Origin of the sequence: Streptomyces sp. NPDC093544, from assembly GCF_040683495.1 — a bacterium.
Lineage (GTDB): Bacteria > Actinomycetota > Actinomycetes > Streptomycetales > Streptomycetaceae > Streptomyces.
The window spans coordinates 185,897-207,270 of record NZ_JBFBEA010000016.1 but is presented as its reverse complement, the minus strand read 5'-3'; the positions used below and the strand labels follow the sequence as shown (position 1 = coordinate 207,270).

Annotated in this window: 20 protein-coding genes; 13 read left to right on the top strand and 7 right to left on the bottom strand. The window is 70.0% G+C overall.

Features of this window, described 5'->3' with window-relative positions:
• Nucleotides 1-5: 5 nt before the first annotated feature.
• Nucleotides 6-605: a TetR/AcrR family transcriptional regulator gene (locus AB0N66_RS25075; RefSeq protein WP_365438976.1), complete on the top strand. Its 600-nt coding sequence runs from the start codon at nucleotides 6-8 to the stop codon at nucleotides 603-605.
• Nucleotides 606-812: 207 nt separating this feature from the next.
• On the opposite strand, the gene AB0N66_RS25070 is transcribed toward AB0N66_RS25075, so the two are convergent.
• Together AB0N66_RS25070 and AB0N66_RS25065 are read right to left on the bottom strand one after the other, a co-directional pair.
• On the bottom strand, nucleotides 813-1,019 hold the full coding sequence (locus AB0N66_RS25070) for a hypothetical protein (RefSeq protein WP_365438975.1): 207 nt from the start codon (nucleotides 1,017-1,019) through the stop codon (nucleotides 813-815).
• 79 nt (nucleotides 1,020-1,098) lie between these two features.
• Nucleotides 1,099-1,632 carry a MarR family transcriptional regulator gene (locus AB0N66_RS25065; RefSeq protein ID WP_365438973.1) on the bottom strand — a complete coding sequence of 178 codons (534 nt, stop codon included), beginning with the start codon at nucleotides 1,630-1,632 and terminating at the stop codon, nucleotides 1,099-1,101.
• A gap of 144 nt (nucleotides 1,633-1,776) precedes the next feature.
• On the opposite strand from AB0N66_RS25065, the gene AB0N66_RS25060 reads away from it, so the two are divergent.
• Nucleotides 1,777-2,676 (top strand): LLM class flavin-dependent oxidoreductase, encoded by a 900-nt coding sequence (locus AB0N66_RS25060; RefSeq protein ID WP_365438972.1) that lies wholly within the window; start codon nucleotides 1,777-1,779, stop codon nucleotides 2,674-2,676.
• Here the strand turns inward: AB0N66_RS25060 and AB0N66_RS25055 are convergent.
• Complete coding sequence (locus AB0N66_RS25055; RefSeq protein WP_365438970.1) at nucleotides 2,669-4,099, bottom strand: MFS transporter; 1,431 nt, start codon at nucleotides 4,097-4,099, stop codon at nucleotides 2,669-2,671. The two genes, AB0N66_RS25060 and AB0N66_RS25055, sit on opposite strands and share 8 nt — an antisense overlap.
• A 110-nt stretch (nucleotides 4,100-4,209) precedes the next feature.
• On the opposite strand from AB0N66_RS25055, the gene AB0N66_RS25050 reads away from it, so the two are divergent.
• Nucleotides 4,210-5,127 (top strand): helix-turn-helix transcriptional regulator, encoded by a 918-nt coding sequence (locus AB0N66_RS25050; protein ID WP_365439064.1) that lies wholly within the window; start codon nucleotides 4,210-4,212, stop codon nucleotides 5,125-5,127.
• Between the two features lie 133 nt (nucleotides 5,128-5,260).
• Here the strand turns inward: AB0N66_RS25050 and AB0N66_RS25045 are convergent, their stop codons facing one another.
• A complete protein-coding gene (locus AB0N66_RS25045; protein WP_365438968.1) occupies nucleotides 5,261-6,712 on the bottom strand; it encodes an MFS transporter in 1,452 nt (483 codons plus the stop codon).
• 81 nt (nucleotides 6,713-6,793) lie between these two features.
• Here AB0N66_RS25045 and dusB point away from each other — a divergent pair, with 81 nt between their 5' ends.
• Both dusB and AB0N66_RS25035 read left to right on the top strand, forming a co-directional pair.
• On the top strand, nucleotides 6,794-7,969 hold the full coding sequence (gene dusB / locus AB0N66_RS25040) for a tRNA dihydrouridine synthase DusB (RefSeq protein ID WP_365438966.1): 1,176 nt from the start codon (nucleotides 6,794-6,796) through the stop codon (nucleotides 7,967-7,969).
• Nucleotides 7,970-8,054: 85 nt separating this feature from the next.
• On the top strand, nucleotides 8,055-8,585 hold the full coding sequence (locus tag AB0N66_RS25035) for a hypothetical protein (protein ID WP_365438964.1): 531 nt from the start codon (nucleotides 8,055-8,057) through the stop codon (nucleotides 8,583-8,585).
• 77 nt (nucleotides 8,586-8,662) lie between these two features.
• Here AB0N66_RS25035 and AB0N66_RS25030 read toward each other — a convergent pair whose 3' ends face one another.
• Together AB0N66_RS25030 and AB0N66_RS25025 are read right to left on the bottom strand one after the other, a co-directional pair.
• Nucleotides 8,663-10,600, bottom strand: a complete 1,938-nt coding sequence (locus tag AB0N66_RS25030; protein ID WP_365438962.1) for a glycogen debranching N-terminal domain-containing protein — start codon at nucleotides 10,598-10,600, stop codon at nucleotides 8,663-8,665.
• The gene (locus AB0N66_RS25025; protein ID WP_365438961.1) at nucleotides 10,597-12,210 is read right to left on the bottom strand and encodes a hypothetical protein; all 1,614 of its coding nucleotides are present in this window, start codon (nucleotides 12,208-12,210) and stop codon (nucleotides 10,597-10,599) included. The genes AB0N66_RS25030 and AB0N66_RS25025 overlap by 4 nt, the downstream gene beginning before the upstream one ends.
• A gap of 119 nt (nucleotides 12,211-12,329) precedes the next feature.
• Between AB0N66_RS25025 and AB0N66_RS25020 the strand changes: the two genes are divergently transcribed.
• Both AB0N66_RS25020 and ppdK read left to right on the top strand, forming a co-directional pair.
• On the top strand, nucleotides 12,330-13,553 hold the full coding sequence (locus tag AB0N66_RS25020; protein WP_365438959.1) for an ROK family protein: 1,224 nt from the start codon (nucleotides 12,330-12,332) through the stop codon (nucleotides 13,551-13,553).
• Between the two features lie 447 nt (nucleotides 13,554-14,000).
• Nucleotides 14,001-16,742, top strand: coding sequence for a pyruvate, phosphate dikinase (gene ppdK / locus AB0N66_RS25015; protein ID WP_365438957.1), 2,742 nt, complete (start codon nucleotides 14,001-14,003; stop codon nucleotides 16,740-16,742).
• Nucleotides 16,743-17,048: 306 nt separating this feature from the next.
• Here the strand turns inward: ppdK and AB0N66_RS25010 are convergent, their stop codons facing one another.
• Nucleotides 17,049-17,870, bottom strand: coding sequence for a methyltransferase domain-containing protein (locus tag AB0N66_RS25010; RefSeq protein ID WP_365438955.1), 822 nt, complete (start codon nucleotides 17,868-17,870; stop codon nucleotides 17,049-17,051).
• 56 nt (nucleotides 17,871-17,926) lie between these two features.
• Between AB0N66_RS25010 and AB0N66_RS25005 the strand changes: the two genes are divergently transcribed.
• The 6 genes from AB0N66_RS25005 to AB0N66_RS24980 all read left to right on the top strand — a co-directional run bounded on the left by AB0N66_RS25005 (nucleotide 17,927) and on the right by AB0N66_RS24980 (nucleotide 21,292).
• Nucleotides 17,927-18,643 carry a GntR family transcriptional regulator gene (locus AB0N66_RS25005; protein ID WP_365438953.1) on the top strand — a complete coding sequence of 239 codons (717 nt, stop codon included), beginning with the start codon at nucleotides 17,927-17,929 and terminating at the stop codon, nucleotides 18,641-18,643.
• A gap of 600 nt (nucleotides 18,644-19,243) precedes the next feature.
• Nucleotides 19,244-19,510, top strand: coding sequence for a DUF6284 family protein (locus tag AB0N66_RS25000; RefSeq protein ID WP_365438951.1), 267 nt, complete (start codon nucleotides 19,244-19,246; stop codon nucleotides 19,508-19,510).
• Nucleotides 19,507-19,701 carry a hypothetical protein gene (locus AB0N66_RS24995; RefSeq protein ID WP_365438949.1) on the top strand — a complete coding sequence of 65 codons (195 nt, stop codon included), beginning with the start codon at nucleotides 19,507-19,509 and terminating at the stop codon, nucleotides 19,699-19,701. Before AB0N66_RS25000 ends, AB0N66_RS24995 begins: the two co-directional genes overlap by 4 nt.
• The gene (locus AB0N66_RS24990) at nucleotides 19,698-20,591 is read left to right on the top strand and encodes a DUF2637 domain-containing protein (RefSeq protein WP_365438947.1); all 894 of its coding nucleotides are present in this window, start codon (nucleotides 19,698-19,700) and stop codon (nucleotides 20,589-20,591) included. The genes AB0N66_RS24995 and AB0N66_RS24990 overlap by 4 nt, the downstream gene beginning before the upstream one ends.
• Nucleotides 20,591-20,962 carry an RRQRL motif-containing zinc-binding protein gene (locus AB0N66_RS24985; protein ID WP_365438946.1) on the top strand — a complete coding sequence of 124 codons (372 nt, stop codon included), beginning with the start codon at nucleotides 20,591-20,593 and terminating at the stop codon, nucleotides 20,960-20,962. Before AB0N66_RS24990 ends, AB0N66_RS24985 begins: the two co-directional genes overlap by 1 nt.
• Before the next feature lie 12 nt (nucleotides 20,963-20,974).
• A complete protein-coding gene (locus tag AB0N66_RS24980) occupies nucleotides 20,975-21,292 on the top strand; it encodes a hypothetical protein (protein WP_365438945.1) in 318 nt (105 codons plus the stop codon).
• Nucleotides 21,293-21,374: the final 82 nt, after the last annotated feature.

Genomic DNA, 21,374 nt, shown 5'->3' with positions numbered 1-21,374 from the left:
AGTCGATGAAGCAGCAGGACAAGTCCCGGCACACCCGCACCCTGATCCTGGACGCCGCGGCCGCTCAGTTCGCGGCCCGCGGCTACGCGGCGACGAGTCTCCACGACATCGTGTCTCACACGGGCATGTCCAAGGGTGCCCTGTACTCCCACTTCCCCTCCAAGCCCCTGCTCGCGGCCGAGTTCGCGGACCGTTTTTTGCGCGACTGGAAGGAACTCCTCACCCGTGCGGACGAGGCGCGGCAGTCCCCGCTGAGCACTCTGCGGGAGCTGGTCGACGGACTCGCCGAACTCACTCTCAACAAGGCGTACTTCGCGGCCGGCCGGCGTCTCTTGTGGGACGAGGCGCATGCGCGGCACTCCGTGCCCGAGCCGCAGGAACAGTTGCTGGACACCCTGTTCCGGTTGATCCGCGACAGCCAGGAGCAGTCGGAGATCGCACCCGACCACGACCCCGAACTCCTCGCCTGCCTGGTCATGTTCCTGTTCGTGGGGTTCAGCGACGGGGCGGATGCCAGGGAGTGCACGGACGCGGAGCAGCGGGTGCGCGGACTGTGGGACCTGGTGTTCCCGCTGCTGGGCCCGGATCCCGCCGTACGAGGCTGACGCCCCGCTCGGCAGGCGCTCCGGAGACGGGTGCGGATCGTTCTCGCGCCCCGCTCCGTCGCGGGCCGGGCCCTGGCCACGGGGTCCTCGCCGCGCGCCAGGCGGTTGCGCGCGGCACGGGCGGAGCCGGTGGAGATCCCCGCCGCCGCGGCGATCCGCGCAGCGAGGCTCCCGGGTCGGTACGTCGGTACGCAACCGCCGGACCGGCTACCCCTCCGTCGGGTCCACCGTCGCCTGATGCGCCTCCGCCAGGTGTTCCTCAGCCTTCAGCCAAGGCAGGAACTGTGCCGCCTTGCGCCACCCGCACGTGTCGCATTTGATCGTGCGCTGTACGCCGGCCCGCTGAACGTGTACGACGTGCTCGCGGCCGTGCTGGTCCCAGCGGCTTACCTTGCTCGTGTTGATCTGCAGCATGCCACCTCCTGGTGATACCGCGTGATGCCGCCTATACCGCATTCCCTTACGCAGCAAGGAGTGTGCAGCATGGCGAAGATCAACGGGGATTCTTTGTCGGCGAGTTGGCGGCGCGGTCGTCCGTCGTCACGATCCGCCGCATCAACGTGATGAGAGTCTCACGCTCGGCGTCCGACAGGCCGCTCAGGAAGTCGGTCTGCGAACGGTCGGCCACCTTCTTGAGGTCCTTCAGTCGTTTCTCGCCCGCCGCCGTGAGGGCGACGCGCTGGCGGCGGCGGTCCCCGGGGTCGCGTTCGCGGCGTACGAGGTCCTGTTGCTCGACCTCGTCGAGATAGCCCACGAGGTGGCTGCGGTTGAGGCCGAGTCGGTCGGCGAGTTCGTGCTGGGCGAGAGGGCCGAAGTCGCCGAGGCCCGCGAGGATCGCGAAGTGGGGGAGGCGAAGGCCGTGTTCCTTGAGGGCCTCGACCAAGGTGCGGTGGCCGATCCGGGCGACGTGGCCCGCCAGGTAGGAGGGCAGGGCCAGCAGCGTCGGGGGGCGCGGGGCTGGCGAGTCCGTCGTGCGTGGGGTCCCGTCCGGCCTGTCGGCGGGGGCGTCGTCGCGGGTCACTGCCATGCCGTAACCCTACCCTCGACGTAATAGTGTCGGCATGTAATGATTACACCGCGATGTGATCCCGAGTCGCATCGCGACGTGATCCCGACGGTCGAACACCTCTGTCGACACCCTCGGCACCAGTAACCCCCTTAAGGACCCGCCATGCCCGACTACGGCCACGACCTCCTTTTCGGCGCGGTGCTCACCCCCGACGTCGAACAGCCGCACACCGTCATCGAGTTGGCGCGGCTCGCCGACCGCTCGGGGCTCGATCTCGTCAGCGTCGCCGATCACCCGTACCGGCCGGACTTCCTGGACGCCTGGACCCTGCTGTCCGTCGTCGCGGCGCGGACCGAGCGGGTGCGGGTCTTCCCGAACGTGGCCAACCTGCCGCTGCGGCCACCGGCGGGACTCGCGCGGGCCGCGGCGAGCCTCGACGTACTCAGCGGCGGGCGGGTGGAGTTGGGGCTCGGAGCCGGCGGGTACTGGGATGCCATCACCAGTGAGGGGCAGCCGCGGCGCACGCCCGGGGAGGCCGTCGAGGCGTTGGGTGAGGCGATCGACGTCATCCGGGCACTGTGGTCGACGGATGCGGGAAGCAAGGGAGTCGACGGCAGGCACTACCGGCTCGACGGGGCCCGCCCCGGGCCTCCGGCCGTTCACCCGATCGGGATCTGGGTCGGCGCCCTCGGCCCGCGGATGCTGCGGCTCATCGGACGCAGCGCCGACGGCTGGCTGCCCAGCGCGACCCGGGTGCCGCCCGCCGAACTCGCCGCGGGGCAGCGGATCGTGGACGAGGCCGCGACCGCCGCGGGACGCGACCCACGGTCGGTGCGCCGCCTCCTCAACCTGCCGGGCCCCGCCGCCGCGGCCGGCGGGTACGACCTCCCCGGTCTCGCCCGGTCGGAACAACTCGCCGAGCGCCTGGCCGAACTCACCCTCACCCAAGGAGTGAGCGCCTATCTGCTCGCCTCCGACGACGCCCCCACCCTCGAACGGTTCGCGCAGGAAGTCGCGCCTGCCGTGCGGGAGTTGGTGGCCAAGGAGCGGGGCGTCAGCTGATCGTGCGCGGCAGGCGCAGGCTCAGGCCCGTCGTCAGGACCCCGATCGCCAGCTGGACCAGCAGGGTCGTCACCAGCGCGTCCTGCATTCCGTGGCCCGGGACGAGGGACAGGAAGAGGGAGCCCAGGGTGGCCACGCCGAGGGCGAGGGCGGACTGCTGGGTGGTGATCATGACACCGCTGCCCACGCCGCCTCGTACGGGCGGGACCTCGGAGAGGATGATCCGGAAGAGGATGGGGAGTTGGAGGGCCTGGCCCGCACCCGCCACCGCCGCGCCCGGCGCCAGTTCCCAGATACCCAGGTCCGGCCAGGACCGCGACGCGGCCAGGGCCATGAGGGCCACGCCCACCGCCTGGATCACCCCGCCCGCGGTGACGACGCGGGTGCCGTAACGCGCGATCAGCCGCGGCCCGCACAGCGAGACGACGAAGAAGGCCGCCGCCATCGGCGCGAGGGCCAGCCCCGCCTGGACCGGACCGAGCCCCGCCCCCTCCTGCAACGCCACCGCGATCACGAACATGAACCCGCTGAAGCCGATCGAGAACGGCACGATCATCACCAGGCCCCGGCGGAACGACGGCAGTGCGAACAGGCTCGGCGGGACCAGCGGCGTACGGCCCTTGCGGTCCTCCCGGCGCTCGACGAAGTAGAACGCCGCCGCCGCGACGGGGAACAGCGCGAGCGACAGCCACGTCCACAGCGGCCAGCCCGCCGCCCTGCCCTCGGTCAGCGGGGCCAGCAGCGCGAGCAGCGCTACGGCGAGCAGTACCGTACCGGGGCCGTCGATCGGCTCCGGGCGCTGCGAGCGCGTCTCGGGGACGGCCCGCGTGGCCAGGATCAGGCCGAGGATCACCACGGGCACGTTGACGAGGAACACCGAGCGCCAGCCGGTGCCCGCGATGTCGGCGGCGATGAGCACGCCGCCGAGGATCTGCCCGGCCACCATGGAGAGCCCGGCTGTCGCGCCGTACAGGCTCATCGCCTTGGCGCGGCGCGGCCCGGCGGTCGCCGACTGGATGGTGGCGAGCACCTGCGGCAGCATCGCCGCGGACGCCGCACCCTGCGCGACCCGTGCGGCCACCAGCGTCCAGGCGCTGGGCGCGAGCCCGCACGCCAGCGAGGTCAGGCCGAAGGCCGCCATGCCGACGAGGAAGAGCCGACGCCGGCCGAAGAGGTCGCCGAGCCTGCCGCCGAGGACGAGGAGGACGGCGTACGAGAGTCCGTACCCGGCGATGACGAGTTCGAGGACGGACGCGCTCGCGTGCAGGTCCTGGCCCATCGTGGGCAGGGCGACGTTGACGATGAAGAAGTCGATCAGCGGCAGGGCCGCGCCGATCAGCACCGTGAAGAGTCCGAGGCCGCCGAGCACGGGTGGGGCGGCGGGGGAACGGACTGGGGTGGTGAGGGTTCCGGTTTCGGTCACGTGCTCCAGCTTGATCCTGGTCTCAGGCTGGTACCAGAGTCTTCTTATCCTGGTAGAAGAAGTACCTGGCAATAGGGTGAGGCGTGCGGCAGGCTAGGAGCATGACAACGATGGCACAGGGGTATTCGGGGGCGACCGTAAAACGGCACGGTGGTCGCGAGGCGGAGATCCGGCGGCACGAGCTGGCCGCCTTCCTGCGTCACCGCCGCGAGCATGTCACCCCCGAGCAGGTCGGTCTGCCCCGCGGTCCCCGCCGGCGCACTCCCGGCCTGCGCCGCGAGGAGGTCGCGCAGCTCGCCTCCGTAGGTGTCACCTGGTACACGTGGCTGGAGCAGGCCAGGGACATCCAGGTCTCCGTACAGGTGCTCGACGCACTCGCCCGCACCCTGATGCTCGACCAGAGCGAGCGCGTCCACCTCTTCCAACTGGCCGGAGCCGTCGACCCGGCGCCCCCCATGACCTGCCCGACGGTCTCCCCGGCTCTGCAGGCCCTCCTGGAGCAGTTGGAGCCGATCCCGGCCTGTGTGCAGAACAGCCGTTACGACATCCTCGCGTACAACCGCACGTACGGCCTGCTGCTCTGTGACCTCGACGCCGTACCGCCCGAGGACCTGAACTGCATGGTCCTCGCCTACACGCACGAGGAGTGGCGCTCGTCGATCGTGCACCTGGACGAGACCACCCGCCTCATGGCGGCCAAGTTCCGCGCCTCGATGGCCGGGCATCTCGCCTCACCCGCCTGGAAGACGCTCCTCAAGCGGCTGCGGGCGGAGTCGCCGGACTTCTGCGAGGCCTGGGACCGGCACGAGGTGGTCGGCGCGAGCACCAAGCGCAAGGAGTTCCGCAACGCGTACGTCGGCCGGATCACCGTCGATCACACCGACCTGTGGCTCGGCCCGGACATCGGGCCGCGCATGGTGACGTACGTGCCCGCCGACGCGGAGTCACGCGAGCGGCTGGAGAAGCTGCACGCGATCGCGGGGGAGCGCGGGGCCGTCAGGGCCGAGGGCTTGAAGGCCACGGCGTAGGTCGTATGCGTCACGGCTGAGGTGAGGGCCTGTGGCTTTGGCTTTGGTCGTAACGTCTCAGGGGCTGAGGGGCTGAGGGGCTGAGGGGCTGAGGGGCTGAGGGGCTCAGGGGCTGAGCGGCAGGGCACAGGCCTCAGGTCCGTACGCTCGCCTCGCCCCGTGTCTCCGTCCTTTCCGGCTCCAGCCGTGCCGCCGTGCACCTGGCTGTCTTCCGTGCCCAGGCTCCGCTGGTCAGGGCGCCCAGGACCAGGACCGCGAGGCCGCAACCGGCGATGATCCACCAGGCGGGGACTGCGGCCGCCACGAAGGTGTCCTTGTACGCCGTCGTACTCACCCCGGAGGCCAGCACCGCGCCGATCACCGCGACGCCGAGGGTGCTGCCGATCTGGCGGCTGGTCGAGGCGACGGCGGAGGCGACGCCGGCCTGGGTGCGGGGCATGCCGGAGACGGCGGTGTTGGTGATGGGCGCGTTCACGAAGCCGAAGCCGAGGCCGAACAGGACGTAGCCGATGATGAGCGTGGTGTTCGAGGTCTCGCCCTCGAAGGCGGCGAACAGCACCCCGCTCGCGGTCATCGCGACCCCGGCGATCAGGAGGGGCACGCGGGGGCCGCGGCTGCCGACCAGCCGGCCCGAGATCGGTGCGCAGACGAAGCACATGGCCGCCATCGGCAGCATCCACAGGCCCGCGTGCAGCGCGTCCAGGCCGCGCACGTTCTGCAGGTAGAGCGTCGAGAGGAACAGGAAGCCGCTGAGCGCCGCGAATCCGCAGACGGCGATGACAGTGGCCCCGCTGAACGGCGCCGAGCGGAAGAAACGCAGGTCGATGAGGGGTTCCTCGCGCCGGTGCTCGTACCGCAGGAGGCCGATCAGCGAGGCGACGGCGACCGCGCCGAAGGCCACGATCTTGACGGCGCCCGAGGTGGGCGCCTCGATGATCGCGTAGGTGAGGGAGCCGAGGAGCGCGATGACGAGGATCTGGCCGATCGGGTCGGGGCGGCGGGCCTTGGGGGCGCGGGACTCGGGGACGAAGCGCAGCGTGAGAAGGAGCGCGGCCAGGCCCACCGGGAGGTTGATCCAGAAGATCGAGCGCCAGCCGACCGAGTCCACGAGCAGGCCGCCGACCAAGGGCCCCGCGGCCATCGAGATGCCGACCACGCTGCCCCACGCACCGATCGCGCGGGCGCGCTCGCGCGGCTCCGTGAACGTGTTGGTGATGATCGACATCGCCACCGGGTTCAGCATCGAACCGCCGACCGCCTGCACCATGCGGAACGCCACGAGCGATTCGAGGTTCGGGGCGAGGGAGCACAGGAGTGAACCGAGCGTGAAGATGATCAGGCCCGCGATGAAGACCTTCCGGCGGCCGATGCGGTCGGCGGTCGAGCCCGCCAGCATCAGCAGCGAGGCGAGGACCAGCGTGTACGCGTCGATCGTCCACTGGAGGCCTGCCACGCTCGCGTGGAGTTCCTTCTGCATGGAGGGGAGGGCGACGTTCAGAACCGTGTTGTCGAGGCTCACGATCAGAAGGCTCATACAGCAGATCGCGAGCACCAGCATGCGGTGGCGGTGGCTGAGCTCGTGCATTCAACCATCGTACGACTGCTTCTATAGTGCGTCTAACTAAAGACTGTCGCCCCAGTCGTCGGCGTAAGTGACAATGGGGGAATGGCCACGCCCACCCTCGCTCCCGCGCCCCCGCTGTCGATCGGCCCCCACACCGTGCAGCCGCCCGTCGTCCTGGCCCCCATGGCCGGCATCACGAACGCGCCCTTCCGCACGCTGTGCCGGGAGTTCAGCGGCGGCAAGGGGCTCTTCGTCAGCGAGATGATCACCACGCGGGCGCTCGTCGAGCGCAACGAGAAGACCATGCAGCTGATCCACTTCGACGCGACCGAGAAGCCGCGTTCGATCCAGCTGTACGGGGTGGACCCGGCGACCGTAGGCAAGGCCGTCCGCATGATCGCGGAGGAGGGTCTCGCCGACCACATCGACCTGAACTTCGGCTGCCCGGTCCCGAAAGTGACCCGCAAGGGCGGCGGGTCCGCCCTCCCGTACAAGCGGAACCTGCTGCGCGCGATCCTCCGGGAGGCCGTGAGCGGGGCCGGTGATCTCCCCGTCACGATGAAGATGCGCAAGGGCATCAACGACGACCACATCACCTACCTGGACGCGGGACGGATCGCGGTCGAGGAGGGCGTCACCGCGATCGCCCTGCACGGCCGGACCGCTGCCCAGCACTACGGCGGCACGGCGGACTGGGACGCCATCGCGCGCCTCAAGGAGCACGTGCCGGAGATTCCCGTCCTCGGCAACGGCGACATCTGGTCCGCCGACGACGCGCTGCGGATGGTGCGGGAGACCGGGTGCGACGGAGTGGTGGTCGGGCGCGGGTGCCTGGGGCGGCCGTGGCTGTTCGGGGATCTGGTGGCGGCTTTCGAGGGGCGTGAGGCCCGGGCCGGAGGCCCTGATGGGTACGGTGCGCGTCCGACGCTCCGTGAGGTCGCGGCCGTGATGGTCCGGCACGCGACGTTGCTGGGCGAGTGGATCGGCGACGAGGCGCGTGGCGTCATCGACTTCCGCAAGCATGTCGCCTGGTACCTGAAGGGCTTCGCCGTCGGCTCCGAGATGCGCAGGCGCCTCGCCACCACCTCGTCCATCGCCGAACTCTCCGAGGGGCTCGCCGAGTTGGACCTCGACCAGCCCTGGCCGCTCGGCGCGGACGGGCCCCGCGGCCGTACGTCCGGCAACAACAGGGTTGTCCTGCCGGAGGGTTGGCTCAAGGACCCGTACGACTGCGCGGGGATCGGCGAGGACGCGGAACTGGACACGTCCGGGGGGTAGTTGGACCCGTCCCCGGCCTCATCGACCCCGGCCCGGCCTCTCCCCGGCCTCGACAGGGGTGATCCGGTTCACCGAAGATGTGCGGGTGGCGGACAGCGTGGTGTGGGTCGGGGTGTTCACCGGTGCGACCGCGGTGCTCGCCAGCTGGGTGACCACTGTGGGCAACGCCCGGGCCGCGAAGGTCCAGGCGGAGGCGTCGGCGCAGGCCCAGCAGCGCGGCCGGGTCCGGGAGATCCGCCGGGCCGCCTACCTGGACCTCATGGAACAGGCGCACATCACCGGCCAGTTGTACTGGAGAGTCGGCGACGCCTTCTTCCATCTCGTCGATCCCGACGAACGACTGACGCGCATTCAGGAGCTCCGCATCGAGCTGCGCAGTGCCTTCGACCCCCTCATGCGCTGCGTCCGGGTCATCGTGCTGGAGGGGCCGGCCCCGGCCGCCGAAGCGGCCGAGGCCCTCTTGGCGGCGGCAGCGGAGGCCAACAGCGCACTGGCGCGGGTTTCGGAGGGCGACGACCCGGGATCCCGCGAACTCTTCGACGGGACCCACGGGGCGTTCCGCCACCGGCTGGAGCAGTTCATCGGCGAAGCCCGCAGCGCCATGGTCGCCTCGTAGCGGCGAGCTCGACGACTGGCGCCGTAGCGTCGCAGGGCTACGGCGTCGCAGGGCTGCGGCGCCGTAGCCCTGCGCGCCTAAGCTCCCCCCACCGCCGTCAGCAGCGCCAGCGGTGCCGCCGCCGACCTCGACTCCCGTACGCACGCGTGCGGGTAGGGCACCGGCTCGTTGTGGGTGTCGCGGGCGTAGCCCGCGAGGACCTCGGGGAGGCGGTGGCCGGCAGCCGTGGCGGCGTCGACAAGGGCGTGGGCGACGGTGCGGGCCTCGTCGTGCAGGCCGTACCTCGCCAGGCCCAGGGTGATCAGGGCGTTGTCGTGGGGCCAGACCGAGCCGCGATGGTACGAGAGCGGGTGGTACGCCGCCTGCCCGGAGGCGAGGGTACGGACGCCCCAGCCGGAGAAGAAGTCGGGTTCGAGGAGGCGCCGCCCGACCAGCTCGCCGTACTCCTTGTCGAGCAGGCCCGACCACAGCAGGTGGCCCGCGTCGGAGGCGAGGGCGTCCACGTGACGGCCGTCTCCGTCCAACGCCAGCGCGGGGAAGGAGTGTTCAGGCATCCAGAAGTCCCGCTGGAAGCGGTCCCGGAGGTCACCGGCGGCCTGTTCGAGGAGGGCCGCGTAGACCTCGTCGTCCCAGACCGTGCGGGACAGATGCGCGGTGCGGCGCAGCGCGTCGTACGCGTACCCCTGTGCGCCCGCCGCCATCACCGGGCCGGAGGGGCGGCTGCCGTCGGCCGAGCAGATGGCGCCCGGGGAGTCCTTCCAGTTCTGGTTGGCGAGGCCGCCGCCGTCCGCGCGGTAGACGAGATAGCCGCGCGAGGTCAGCCCGCCGTGGTCCAGCATCCAGCCGATCGCCGCACGGGCGTTGGCCTCCAGGCGGCGGGCCAGACTCACATCGCCGGTCTGCTCGGTGTACGCGCCGAGCAGCACCAGGAACAGCGGCGTCGCGTCCACCGAACCGTAGTAACGCCCGTACGGCACCTGCCCGAAGTGCGCCAGCTCCCCGTGCCGCACCTCGTGCACGATCTTGCCGGGCTGGCACACCGCCTCCGCGCCCACCTCGGTCGCCTGCGTCGCGGCGAGCGCGGGCAAGGTGGCGGCGGCGAGCTGGGGACGGTAGGGGAGTGCGAAGAGGGAGGTCAGGAGTGCGTCACGGCCCAGGAGGGCGAGGAACCACGGCACTCCGGCCGCCGGGACGCGCAGTTCCTCGCCGTCCGGGCCCCGGGCCGGTACCTGGAGCGCGGCCAGGTCGGACAGGCCGCGCGCGCAGGCCGCGGCCAGCTCCGGCCAGCCGGTCGGGAAGGGCACGCCCTCCGTGAACTCCCCTTCGAGTGCGATGAGTTGGTCGTTCGCGGCGGCGGGGGAGAGCGGTACGTCGGGCTCGTGCGCGGCGCCGTGCGGACGCGCCGCCACTCGGAGTGACAGCTCCGCGCTGCCGTGCGGTTCGAGGTCCAGGGTCCATACGAGGCGACGGGCGCCCGTGCCCGTCTCCTCCACGCCGTCCGGGGCGGGCTCGGCGGTGACCGTCGTACAGGACCGCCATTCACCGCGCTGATAGCCGAACTCCACGCCGTCGTCGAGGACTTGGCGGGAGCGGACGACGCCCGTCTTGGCGTACGTACGGTAGTCCGAGCGCAGCTCGAACTGGTCCGTGAAGTCGGCGTCCGCGGTGACCGCGACGCGGACCGTCGTGGGCGCCGGGCGGTTGCTGGTGACGCGCAGCGCCTCCACGAACCCGCCCTCGGCAACGGCCTGTTCACGGAAGACCGTGTACGCGGGCGGCTCGTTGCGGCCGCCGCGGGGTACCAGGACACAGCGTGCCGTGTCGCCGTCCGCGACCGGCGTGAGTGCCTCGGGCACCGCGCCGTCCAGGGTCAGCTGCCAGCGGCTCAAGTGCCGTGCGTCGCGCACGAATAAGCCGTCCGGGGAGCTGCCGCCCCGCACACCGCTGATGTCCCCGCCGTCGCCCACGGCGGCGAACGTCCCACCCTGCACGAGCAGATGATGCCGGTCCGTCATCCCCGGTCCCCTCCCTTGGCGCCCGTCTCGAATGCGTATGCGCGCGCGTTCCCGTATGCGCTCGCGGTGTGTGCCTTGTCGAACGTGTGGTGTCCCGGGCGGGACGCGAACTGGTCCGCCCCCGTGGGTGCGTGCAGCAGGTCCAGCGTCAGCGCGGCCGTCCAGCTGAAGCCGAGCGCTCCGCAGGCCTCGCCGGTGTACGGGTCCACGTACTCCGCGAATCCGGACTCCCCGGCCGTGTCGAGCAGCGCTGTCCGCAGGCCGTCCGCGCGTGTCTGTTCGCCGTGCTGCCGAAGCCCGCGCTCCAGCAGCCAGTTGGTGTTGAACCAGGCGGGACCGCGCCAGTAACGGTGCGGATCGAAAGCGTCCCCGGTCAGGTCGTAACTCGGCACGAGCCGCGTGGTGTCACCGAGCCCGAAGTGCGGCCCGCTCGCGGTGCGCACGAGGGTGGCGGCGATGTCGCGGGGCAGCGCGGGGAGGAGCAGCGGGATCAGACCCGAGACACTGCGCTCGGGGATCAGTTCCCCGGCACCCCCGTCCCGCTCGGGCCCCAGGCCGTCGCGACGGGCGTACACGTCCCGGCAGAAGAACATCCCCTCCGCCGGATCCCACAGCCGTTCCACCAGTGCCGCCGTGAGGCGCTCCGCGCGGGCATGCCGGGCGGTGCCGGCCGCACCCAGTTCCTGCGCGATGTGCGCGAGGGCGTGCTCGGAGGCGATCAGCAGCGCGTTGAACGCGGGGTCCTCGACCGCGAACTCGCCCGCCCCGTCCGCGTACCCCCCATCCCGGTAGTCCGTCGCCAGTCGCACGTACCGCCCGTAGTCCAGGTCCGTCGGCCGGTCCTCGGCAGCCCCGTGGTCGAGGTCGGCGCGGCGGAAGGAGCGGGGCGGGGCCGGGGTGATCCGGCTCAGCGGGGCGTCCCAGCAGGGGCTGTTGTCCATGCCCTGCTCCCAGGGGTGGACCACGGAGGCCAGACCGCCGCCGCCCAGGTCCCGACGGTGCAGGAGATAGCGGTGCCAGGCGGCGAGGCGGGGATAGACACGGGAGAGGAAACCGCGGGACCGCGAGAGGCCCGGGTCGGCCTGGTGCACCAGCCATGCGGCGAGCGCGTGCACCGGTGGCTGCACGATGCCGGACGTCTGTACGGTTCGCGGGGCACCCGCGGCGAGCCCCGCGGTCGAGGAGCGCCAGAAGTCGGGGCTCGGGAAGTACGCGTCGAGCGGCACGGAGGGGTTGAAGACAATGTGCGGGATCCGGCCGTCGCCCCACTGTGCGCCGAGCAGCGTCTCCAGCTCTGTCTGCGCCCGCAGGGGAGACAGATGGCGCAGCCCGATCGAGATGAAGGCGGAGTCCCAGGACCACTGGTGCGGGTACAGACCGCGCGAGGGCACGGTGGACGTTCCTGTCCAGTTGCCGTTCAGTACCCGGGCCGCCCTGAGGTGCAGCGAACCCGTCGTCTCGGCAGGATCGTATACAAGCGCTCCGGTATGGGTTACCTCATCCCGGCCGGGCGGCGAGGGTGGTCCTGAGGCGTGCACGGGTGTGCCTGAGGTACGCGCGGAGGTGGTGATTCCCGTGCGCAAGGCGGTGAGCTGGGTTGTGCTGTCCACTCAGGTCTCCCGGAAGACATCCTGCCGACCAGTTCGGCTGTAGCTACCGTAGGGTTACGTCTATTTAACACGCAAAACTCAATATGTAATGCAGAGTTGAGGAACGCAAGAGGGTGGGCATGACAGGAAGGGCGGACAGGACCGTGAGGGCAGGGAATCAGGCAACCGCCGGAGAGCTGCTCGAACTGGTGCGCAGTGGGCGAGCCACGACACGCGGCGCGCTGCAACAGGCCACCGGTCTGTCCCGGGCCACGGTCGGCCAGCGCCTGGACCGGCTCTTCCGCGCGGGCTGGCTGCGCGAGGGCGCCGGCGGCCCGGTGGACTCACCGCTGGGCGGCCGCCCCTCCATCACCCTCGAATTCGACGACGCCCACGCCATCGTCCTCGCGGCCGACCTCGACACCCGGCACGGCAGGGCGGCCGTCCTCACCCTGACCGGCGAGATCCTGGCCGAGCAGTCGGGACTCCTGGTCATCGACGAGGGCCCGGAGGCGGTCCTCGGCGAACTCGGCCGCTGGTTCGCCGACCTGCTGGTGAAGGCCGGAAAACCCGCCGACGCCGTATGCGGCATCGGACTCGCCGTGCCGGGTCCTGTCGACAGCGACACCGGCCGGGTCGTGCAGCCGCCGATCATGCCGGGCTGGGACGGTTACGACATAAGAGGCCGCCTGGGCCGCGCGTTCGCCGAGCACACGGGTGCAGGACCCGGCGTCCCCGTACGCGTCGACAACGACGCCAACCTCATGGCGTACGGGGAGCAGCGCACCGGCTACCCGGACTGTTCGGCGTTCGCCCTGGTCAAGGTCTCCACCGGCATAGGCGCGGGAATGGTCGTCGGCGGCACCATCTACCGGGGGATCGACGGCGGCGCCGGTGACATCGGGCACATCCGGGTGGGCGCCGACGCGCTGTGCCGGTGCGGTTCATACGGCTGTCTGGCCGCCGTGGCCAGTGGCGGCGCGGTGGCGCGACGGCTCGCCGAGTCCGGGGTGGCGGCCGCCTCCGGATCGGATGTGCGGGACCTGCTGACATCCGGGCACCCGGAGGCGATGGCGCTCGCGCGGGAGGCGGGGCGCCAGGTGGGTGACGTACTGGCGACCGTGGTGACGCTGCTCAACCCCGGCGTCCTGATGATCGCCGGGGATTTGGCCGGAACCCCCTTCCTCACGGGCGTACGAGAGCTGCTGTACCAGCGGGCGCTGCCCCGCTCCACCGCTCATCTGGACGTGGTGACCTCGCGGCTCGGCGAGCGGGCCGGTCTGGTCGGGGCAGGGGCGCTGGTCGTGGAGTACCTGTACGCGCCGGAGCGGGTCGAGGAGCGGCTGGCGGCGCTGGGGGTGTGACCGACGACATGGTCCGTCCCTGTCGGCACCGACGTTGTGTGACATCCGTGTGACGTGTCCACATCGTGGTCCGCATGGTGAAATTCGGCCTTCGTTCCAGCGTGATTCTCGCCACGCTTGATAAGGAGTAGGCTCAGATGAGCGGATCATGAGCGGCTGCACTTCTCCAAGGGGTGGCACTCAGTGCCACCCCTTGACTGTTCAGCAACTGAACTCAGGCGTAGCGAGAGCCGCTCAGATGAGTGGATGGGCGGGCCTGTGGGCGTCAGCCCGTTCAATAAGTGAAAACACCGCCATCCCATCGCTTGCCAAGCCTTGACTTTCGATCTGGTGGCGGACGAGTGGTTACAGGCACATGACGCACAAGTGGACGTACCCAGACGCCTTCGATCTGGGTATGTTCCCCGTCGTCAGGGCAGCCACCGCGACGTCGAGGAGTCGAGACTCGTGTCGGAAAACAAAGATCCCCACGTAGCCGAGAGTGCGGTCGAGGGCGTGAAGTTCGTTTATGACTTCACCGAGGGCAACAAGGACCTCAAGGACCTCCTCGGCGGCAAGGGGGCGAACCTTGCCGAGATGACCAACCTGGGTCTTCCCGTCCCTCCGGGCTTCACGATCTCCACCGAGGCCTGCAAGACCTACCTCGACAGCGGCGACGAGCCGGCGGCACTGCGTGACGAGGTGAGTGCGCACCTCGACGCGCTGGAGCAGCGGATGGGCAAGACGCTCGGGCAGGCCGATAATCCACTGCTCGTATCAGTCCGTTCCGGGGCGAAGTTCTCCATGCCCGGCATGATGGACACGGTCCTGAACATCGGGCTCTCCGACAAGTCGGTGCAGGGCCTCGCCCAGCAGTCCGGTGACGAACGCTTCGCGTGGGACTCGTACCGCCGTCTCATCCAGATGTTCGGCAAGACGGTCCTCGGCGTCGACGGCGAGCTCTTCGAGGACGCGCTGGAGGCGGCGAAGGGGGCCAAGAAGGTCACCGTCGACACGGACCTCGAAGCGGCCGATCTGAAGAAGCTGGTCACGAAGTTCAAGAAGATCGTCAAGACCGAGGCCGGGCGGGACTTCCCGCAGGACCCGCGCGAGCAGATGGACCTCGCCATCCACGCGGTCTTCGACTCCTGGAACACCGACCGCGCCAAGCTCTACCGCCGCCAGGAGCGCATCCCGCACGACCTCGGTACGGCGGTCAACGTCTGTTCGATGGTCTTCGGCAACCTCGGCCCCGACTCGGGTACCGGCGTCGCCTTCACCCGTGACCCGGCCTCCGGCCACCAGGGCGTGTACGGCGACTACCTCCAGAACGCGCAGGGCGAGGACGTCGTCGCGGGCATCCGCAACACGGTCCCGCTCGCCGAGCTGGAGCAGATCGACAAGAAGTCGTACGACCAGCTCATGCAGATCATGAAGACCCTGGAGAACCACTACAAGGATCTCTGCGACATCGAGTTCACCATCGAACGCGGCCAGCTGTGGATGCTCCAGACGCGCGTCGGCAAGCGCACGGCGGGCGCGGCCTTCCGCATCGCCACGCAGCTCGTCGACCAGGGTCTGATCGACGAGGCGGAGGCGCTCCAGCGGGTGACGGGCGCGCAGCTCGCCCAGCTGATGTTCCCGCGCTTCGACGACCAGGCGAAGGTCGAGCAACTGGGCCGGGGCATCGCCGCGTCGCCGGGTGCGGCGGTCGGCAAGGCGGTCTTCGACTCGTACACCGCGATCAAGTGGTCGCGTTCGGGCGAGAAGGTCATCCTGATCCGCCGTGAGACGAACCCGGACGACCTCGACGGCATGATCGCGGCCGAGGGCATCCTGACCAGCCGTGGCGGCAAGACCTCACACGCGGCCGTGGTCGCGCGCGGCATGGGCAAGACGTGCGTGTGCGGCGCCGAGGAGCTCGAAGTCGACACCAAGCGGCGGCGGTTGACCGCGCCGGGCGGGACCGTGATCGAGGAGGGCGACGTCGTCTCCATCGACGGCTCCACCGGCAAGGTGTACGTCGGCGAGGTCCCGGTCGTCCCGTCACCGGTCGTCGAGTACTTCGAGGGCCGGATGCACGCGGGCGCCGACGACGCCGATGAACTGGTCGCCGCCGTGCACCGGATCATGGCGTACGCCGACCGCGTCCGTCGCCTGCGGGTGCGCGCCAACGCGGACAACGCGGAGGACGCGCTGCGGGCCCGTCGCTTCGGCGCCCAGGGCATCGGCCTGTGCCGCACCGAGCACATGTTCCTCGGCGACCGCCGTGAACTGGTCGAGCGGCTGATCCTGGCCGACACCGACGCGGAGCGCGAGGAGTCGCTGAAGGAGCTGCTGCCGCTCCAGAAGCAGGACTTCATCGAGCTGTTCGAGGCGATGGACGGCCTGCCGGTGACCGTCCGGCTCCTTGACCCGCCGTTGCACGAGTTCCTGCCGGACATCACGGAGTTGTCGGTCCGGGTGGCCCTCGCGGAGTCCCGCAAGGACTCCAACGAGAACGACCTGCGCCTCCTCCAGGCCGTCCACCGCCTGCACGAGCAGAACCCGATGCTGGGCCTGCGCGGCGTACGCCTCGGCCTGGTCATCCCCGGCCTCTTCACCATGCAGGTACGGGCGATCGCCGAGGCCGCCGCCGAGCGCAAGAACGCCAAGGCCGACCCGCGCGCCGAGATCATGATCCCGCTCGTCGGCACCGTGCAGGAACTGGAGATCGTCCGCGACGAGGCCGACCAGGTCATCGCCGAGGTCCAGGCCGCGACGGGCACCGACCTCAAGCTCGCCATCGGCACGATGATCGAACTCCCGCGCGCCGCGCTGACCGCCGGGCAGATCGCCGAGGCCGCGGAGTTCTTCTCCTTCGGCACGAACGACCTCACCCAGACCGTCTGGGGCTTCTCCCGGGACGACGTCGAGGCCTCCTTCTTCACCGCCTACCTGGAGAAGGGCATCTTCGGCGTCTCCCCCTTCGAGACCATCGACCGCGACGGCGTCGGCAAGCTCGTACGAGACGCCGCCGTCGCCGGCCGCAAAACCCGCCCCGACCTCAAACTCGGCGTCTGCGGCGAACACGGCGGCGACCCCGAGTCCGTCCACTTCTTCCACGAGGTCGGACTCGACTACGTCTCCTGCTCCCCGTTCCGGATCCCGGTGGCGCGGTTGGAGGCGGGGCGCGCGGCGTCGTCGGCCGCGGGGAGCGACCACCGCTGATGCCGCTGAACCCCTGAAACCCCCGGGACTGTTGTCGGGTCACCCCGACCCTCACCGACTTGACGGCGGTTCCGGTGCACGAAGGAGGGGCGGCACCCTGTGCGGGGGTGCCGCCCCTCTGTGCATGGTCTGCGGAGACTGTCAAGCTACGTCGCTGAGCAGGCGAAATGGCGTTTGCTTGCGTTGGTTGCCGTTGAACCCGCGTGAAGCCGTTGTGCCCTCGTTGTGCCCTGCAGGTGCGGCCCGTTCCCGTCGCGTGCCGTCATCAGAGGGGCCTCCACATCTGTGCGTTCGCCACGGTTGATGTCAGGCGTTGATGTCAGCGGGAGCCCTGCCCACAGCCAGTAGGTGCGAACTGGCAGCAAGCAATTCCGGGTACGGCTCTGCCATGCGCGCCGCCTCCATTGCGGAGGCAATCAACTCGTCCGTGGGTCCCTCGCCCGGCTGTTGCTCGGTCGCTTTCACGAGCGACCATGCGGGCCCCTCGATCCCGAAGACCTGTACGTCCGTCAACCCTGAGGCCACCAACTCCGTCACAAGCTCCTCAGCACGGTGGAAGTAGGACAGGGTGAACCCTCGAACACCGTCATAGACGGCCGTCTCAAGAATTTTGGAGACGGAGTCACGAATCCGTTCGGTGTGCAGGTGAGCGTATGCGACGTGCTCAAAGAGCGACGCGTAACGGTTGATTGCAGCCGCTGCAACCAATCCGCCCGGCTTCACCACGCGGCGGGCTTCCGCCAGCGCCCCACGCCTATCAGCGGCGTCGGGCAGGTGGTACAGCGGCCCAAGGAGCTGCACAACGTCGAAACTGTCGTCCGGCTCACGTAGATCGCGAGCGTCTCCCACGATCGCCGAGCACACGGCCGCCGCGCTCTCGACATGACGGGGCACGGGGTCCACGAGCGTGACGTCGTAGCCGTCCTTCACAAGCCATTCAGCGTGAACCCCGGTCCCCCCTCCCACGTCGAGCACGCGCGCCGGCGCGGGGGGCAAGAAGCGTCGGAGAAGCTCTTGAGTTCTGACCAACTCCATACGTCCGTCTGCCGAGCTACGCAGGCGGCTGTCCTCGTTTACTGTCTCGCCGTAGAACCGCATCACGGAGGGTGCCAATTCGAGATTCGACATGGTCGCAGTATCGTGTGTACCGGTGGACCAGTCCAGCGTGCAGAGTAGAGGAAGCCATGGCCGTTCTGAAGTACGAAGAGATCGCCGAGTCTCTGCGCGCCCGCATCGCCGCTGGTGAGTTCGTCCCTGGTGACACCATCCCGTCGGGCCGGGACCTGGCCGATCAGTGGGACGTGTCACGGGCCACCGCCATTAAGGCCGTGGACGTGCTGCGGAACGACGGCGTGGTGGTGGCCAAGCAGGGCACCGGTTTCGTCGTCACGGAGATGCCCGTGGCGCGCCCTGCAGGCGCCCGCCGGGCTGGGTCGGCGCGCATCTTGGGCGGGATGCCGTTCCTTCGCATCGGTACGCCCGACTGGGCGGAGCCTCCCGCCCGCGTAGCCGTCGCACTGGGGATCTCCCCCGGAGTGCTGGCACTCCGACGCATCCGCGTCCTCCAGCTCCCCGACGGAACCCCTAATAGCTGCGTGGAAGCGTGGTTCCCTCCGGAGATCGCGGAGGCAGCACCTCGCCTCGCCGACACTGCGCCCATCGCCGAGGGCACGACACGCTACGTCCGTCGGCAGACCGGGCGGTTCCCGGTTGAGGGAGTGGACATCACCACCGTGCGCCTCGCTACGGATGCGGAGGCGGACCGCTTGGGCGTCGCGGCGGCCACCCCGGTCGCTGTGCTCCTCCATGCGGCACACGACGAGGAAGGCCGTCCGTTGGTCTGCGAGGAGGGTGTTACTCCATCCTCGCTCTTCGAGCAGGTGGACACCTACGCCATGTAGGCGTCCGCAAGCCAAGCTGGACCGGTCCGCCGGTCCAGCTTTTTTTCCGCCTCGTCACGCCATGTGAGCTGCGAGAACTCTTTCCATTATCGACCGATGCCATTTTTGGCGCTTGACTGGACCGGTCCACCGGTCCAGTCTGTAGCTGCAAGAGGCGGGGACGCTGCAATCCCGCTGAAGGCCAGGGGACAGGGCTTCGGCCCGACTGGCGAGGTGGCCCGGTGACCGCGAGCAATGGCCGGCGTGTGGGGACTTGGTCCCCCTTGCAGTGTGTTTTCCCTGTTCATCGACTGAAGGAGCGGCAGTGATGCGACGAAAGCGATGGGCGCGGCCGTGATCGACCGGCACGGTGGCGCCGTTCCATCCCTGGTCCGCTGGCACCACTTGGGTGCTGCGGTCAACCGGTCACCTTCTACCGACTCGCGGCGGCTATCGCCGCGCCGGTTGCCTCCTCTGCCCGTCCGACCGCGCTTCGTGTGCTGGTCGTACGGGCGGGGTTGAGGGGAGCCGGATATTCCGACTTCAACGGCGCGCGCCCCCGGAGCTGTAACTCCGGGGGCGCTGTTCGGGCCGTTCCTGTGTGAGAGGAACTACGACCCTATGAGCTCCATCGTCACTGTTCAGGATGCTGTTACCGCGTTCGCCGACTTCATGGAGCCGCCGGCCGCTGAGCTGGACGCGATCGACCGCGAGATGCCCGTCATCCGGGCGGACGTCGAGCTGTTGGACGCGCAGATCATCATGTTGGACCGCACGCCGACGGAGCTGGACGCGCGGCGTGTCCGCAGGGCCCGCCGTCGCGTGCTGGCGGCCCGCCGCTCGCTGGCGAACACGGCCGCTCCGGTCCTTCCGGAGGTGGGCGCATGAGCGCGACCTCTTCCCCCAAAGGCCTGGCCCTGCTGCTGATCACGCTGGGTTCGTTGGTCGCGATCACGGCGTCCGTGGCGGTTCTCGCGACCCATGAGCAGGCCTGGCGGTACGTCATCGCGGCTGGCGGTCTCGTGCAGTTCGTCGGTTGGGTGCTGCACGGCCGGCAGCTTCGGGGCGGTCGGCGATGAACCTGAACCGCAAGGGCAAAGCCCTCCTGGTCCTGGCCCTGGTCGCCGTGGTCGCCATGGCGTTCCGGGTCTCCTGGAACGCGCTGCGGGACGTGGCCAGCGCGATCGGCGCGGACAACACGGCCGCGACGCTCTACCCGTTCGTGGTCGACGGCCTGATGGCCCTGGCCCTGCTCGCGACCCTGGTTCTCACGGATGAGGGGGACAAGCGGTTCGCGCTGAAGGTGCTGGGCACCTACACGCTCGCCTCGCTGGTCCTCAACTACGTCCACGGACTCGTGCCGGAGCTCCACGGCGCGTCGGTCGACTGGGGTCGCCTCGCCGACTGGGACCCCGCCAACTACGCGTTGGTCCTGCTCGCGACATCGCTTCCGGTCGGGTCGATCTACTTCGGCTCGGACCTGGTCGCCAAGGTGCTGCACCACCGCCCCGCCCCGATTCCGACCCCGGCCACGAATGCGGAGGAATCGACCGAGACCATGAGCAATCGGTCTACGGCTGACCTCACGGTATCGACCCCCGCACCGATCACCGTGGCTCCGGTGCGGATGCCCGATCCGGTCGCGGTCGACTTCGTGAAGTCGGCTCTTCCGTTCAAGCCGGTACCGGCCCTCGCCCCGACTCCGGTCAAGGTGACCTCGAAGCGTGCGGTCGCTGCCACGTCGACCCGACCGCGTCGGGCAACCGGCACCGTTCCTGTCGTCGCCCGATCGGCGCGGCCGAAGCGGACCCCGGCTCAACTGCTCGATGAGGCGCGCACGGTGATTGCCGGTTGGCCGGACGCGAAGGTGACCGCTGAGGGCATCCGTCGTGAGGTCCGCACCTCGCCGGCCAACGCGCGCATGCTGCGGGACGCCCTGCTCGCCGAACGCGCCGCCACCACCCCGTGATGGGCCGCTCGTACGGCAAGTGCTTCGACCCCAACGGCGCCCGCTACGGCATCCCTACTTTCCCGTGGCGGATGGCTCCGGACGGCATGGTCACGCGCCGGCAGTTGCGGGCGCGTGGCCTGCGGCCGGGCGGACAGCCGATCGCCGGGCAGGTCCTGCGCCCGCGTTACCGGCGGGGCCCGCTGGTCGCCTACCTCTACCGCCTCGACTGCGCGAAGCCGGTTCGGCCGATGACGCCGGCGAAACGGGCAGCGCTGGCCAAGGCCAACCTCGCTCGCCGCACCTGCCCGCAGTGCCGCACCGACGCGGGATACGTCATCCCCGCCTCGCTCGGCACCTGCGTTCCCTGCGCCTATCCCGACAGTCCGTGAGGAGTACCACCCATGGGCAACGCTGACACCCGCCGGCTTGACCGTGCGATCCGTGAGACGAACCGCAAGATCGAAGCGGTCCGCCAGGGCGAGACATGGCCGCTCACCAGTTCCGAGCGCCGCGCGATGCTCGCCGCTCTCGCCGGCGGCTCCTACCGCACCTTGCGCGGCAAGAGCACCACCCGCGCGGACAACCGGCTCGACTCCCTCACCACCTCCGCCGAGACGCGGCTGATCGCGGAACTCACCGCGTTGCAGATCGAACGGCAGCGACTCGTCACCGAAGCCGCCCGAGCCAAGGCCGCCAAGAAGTCGTCGGGGTGGTGGTGACGCGCACCCGCGCCACCCGCCCCACCTGCACTGATCTCCCCCTTCACCTTCACCCCGACCAGGGGCAGTCAGGAGTGTCCTC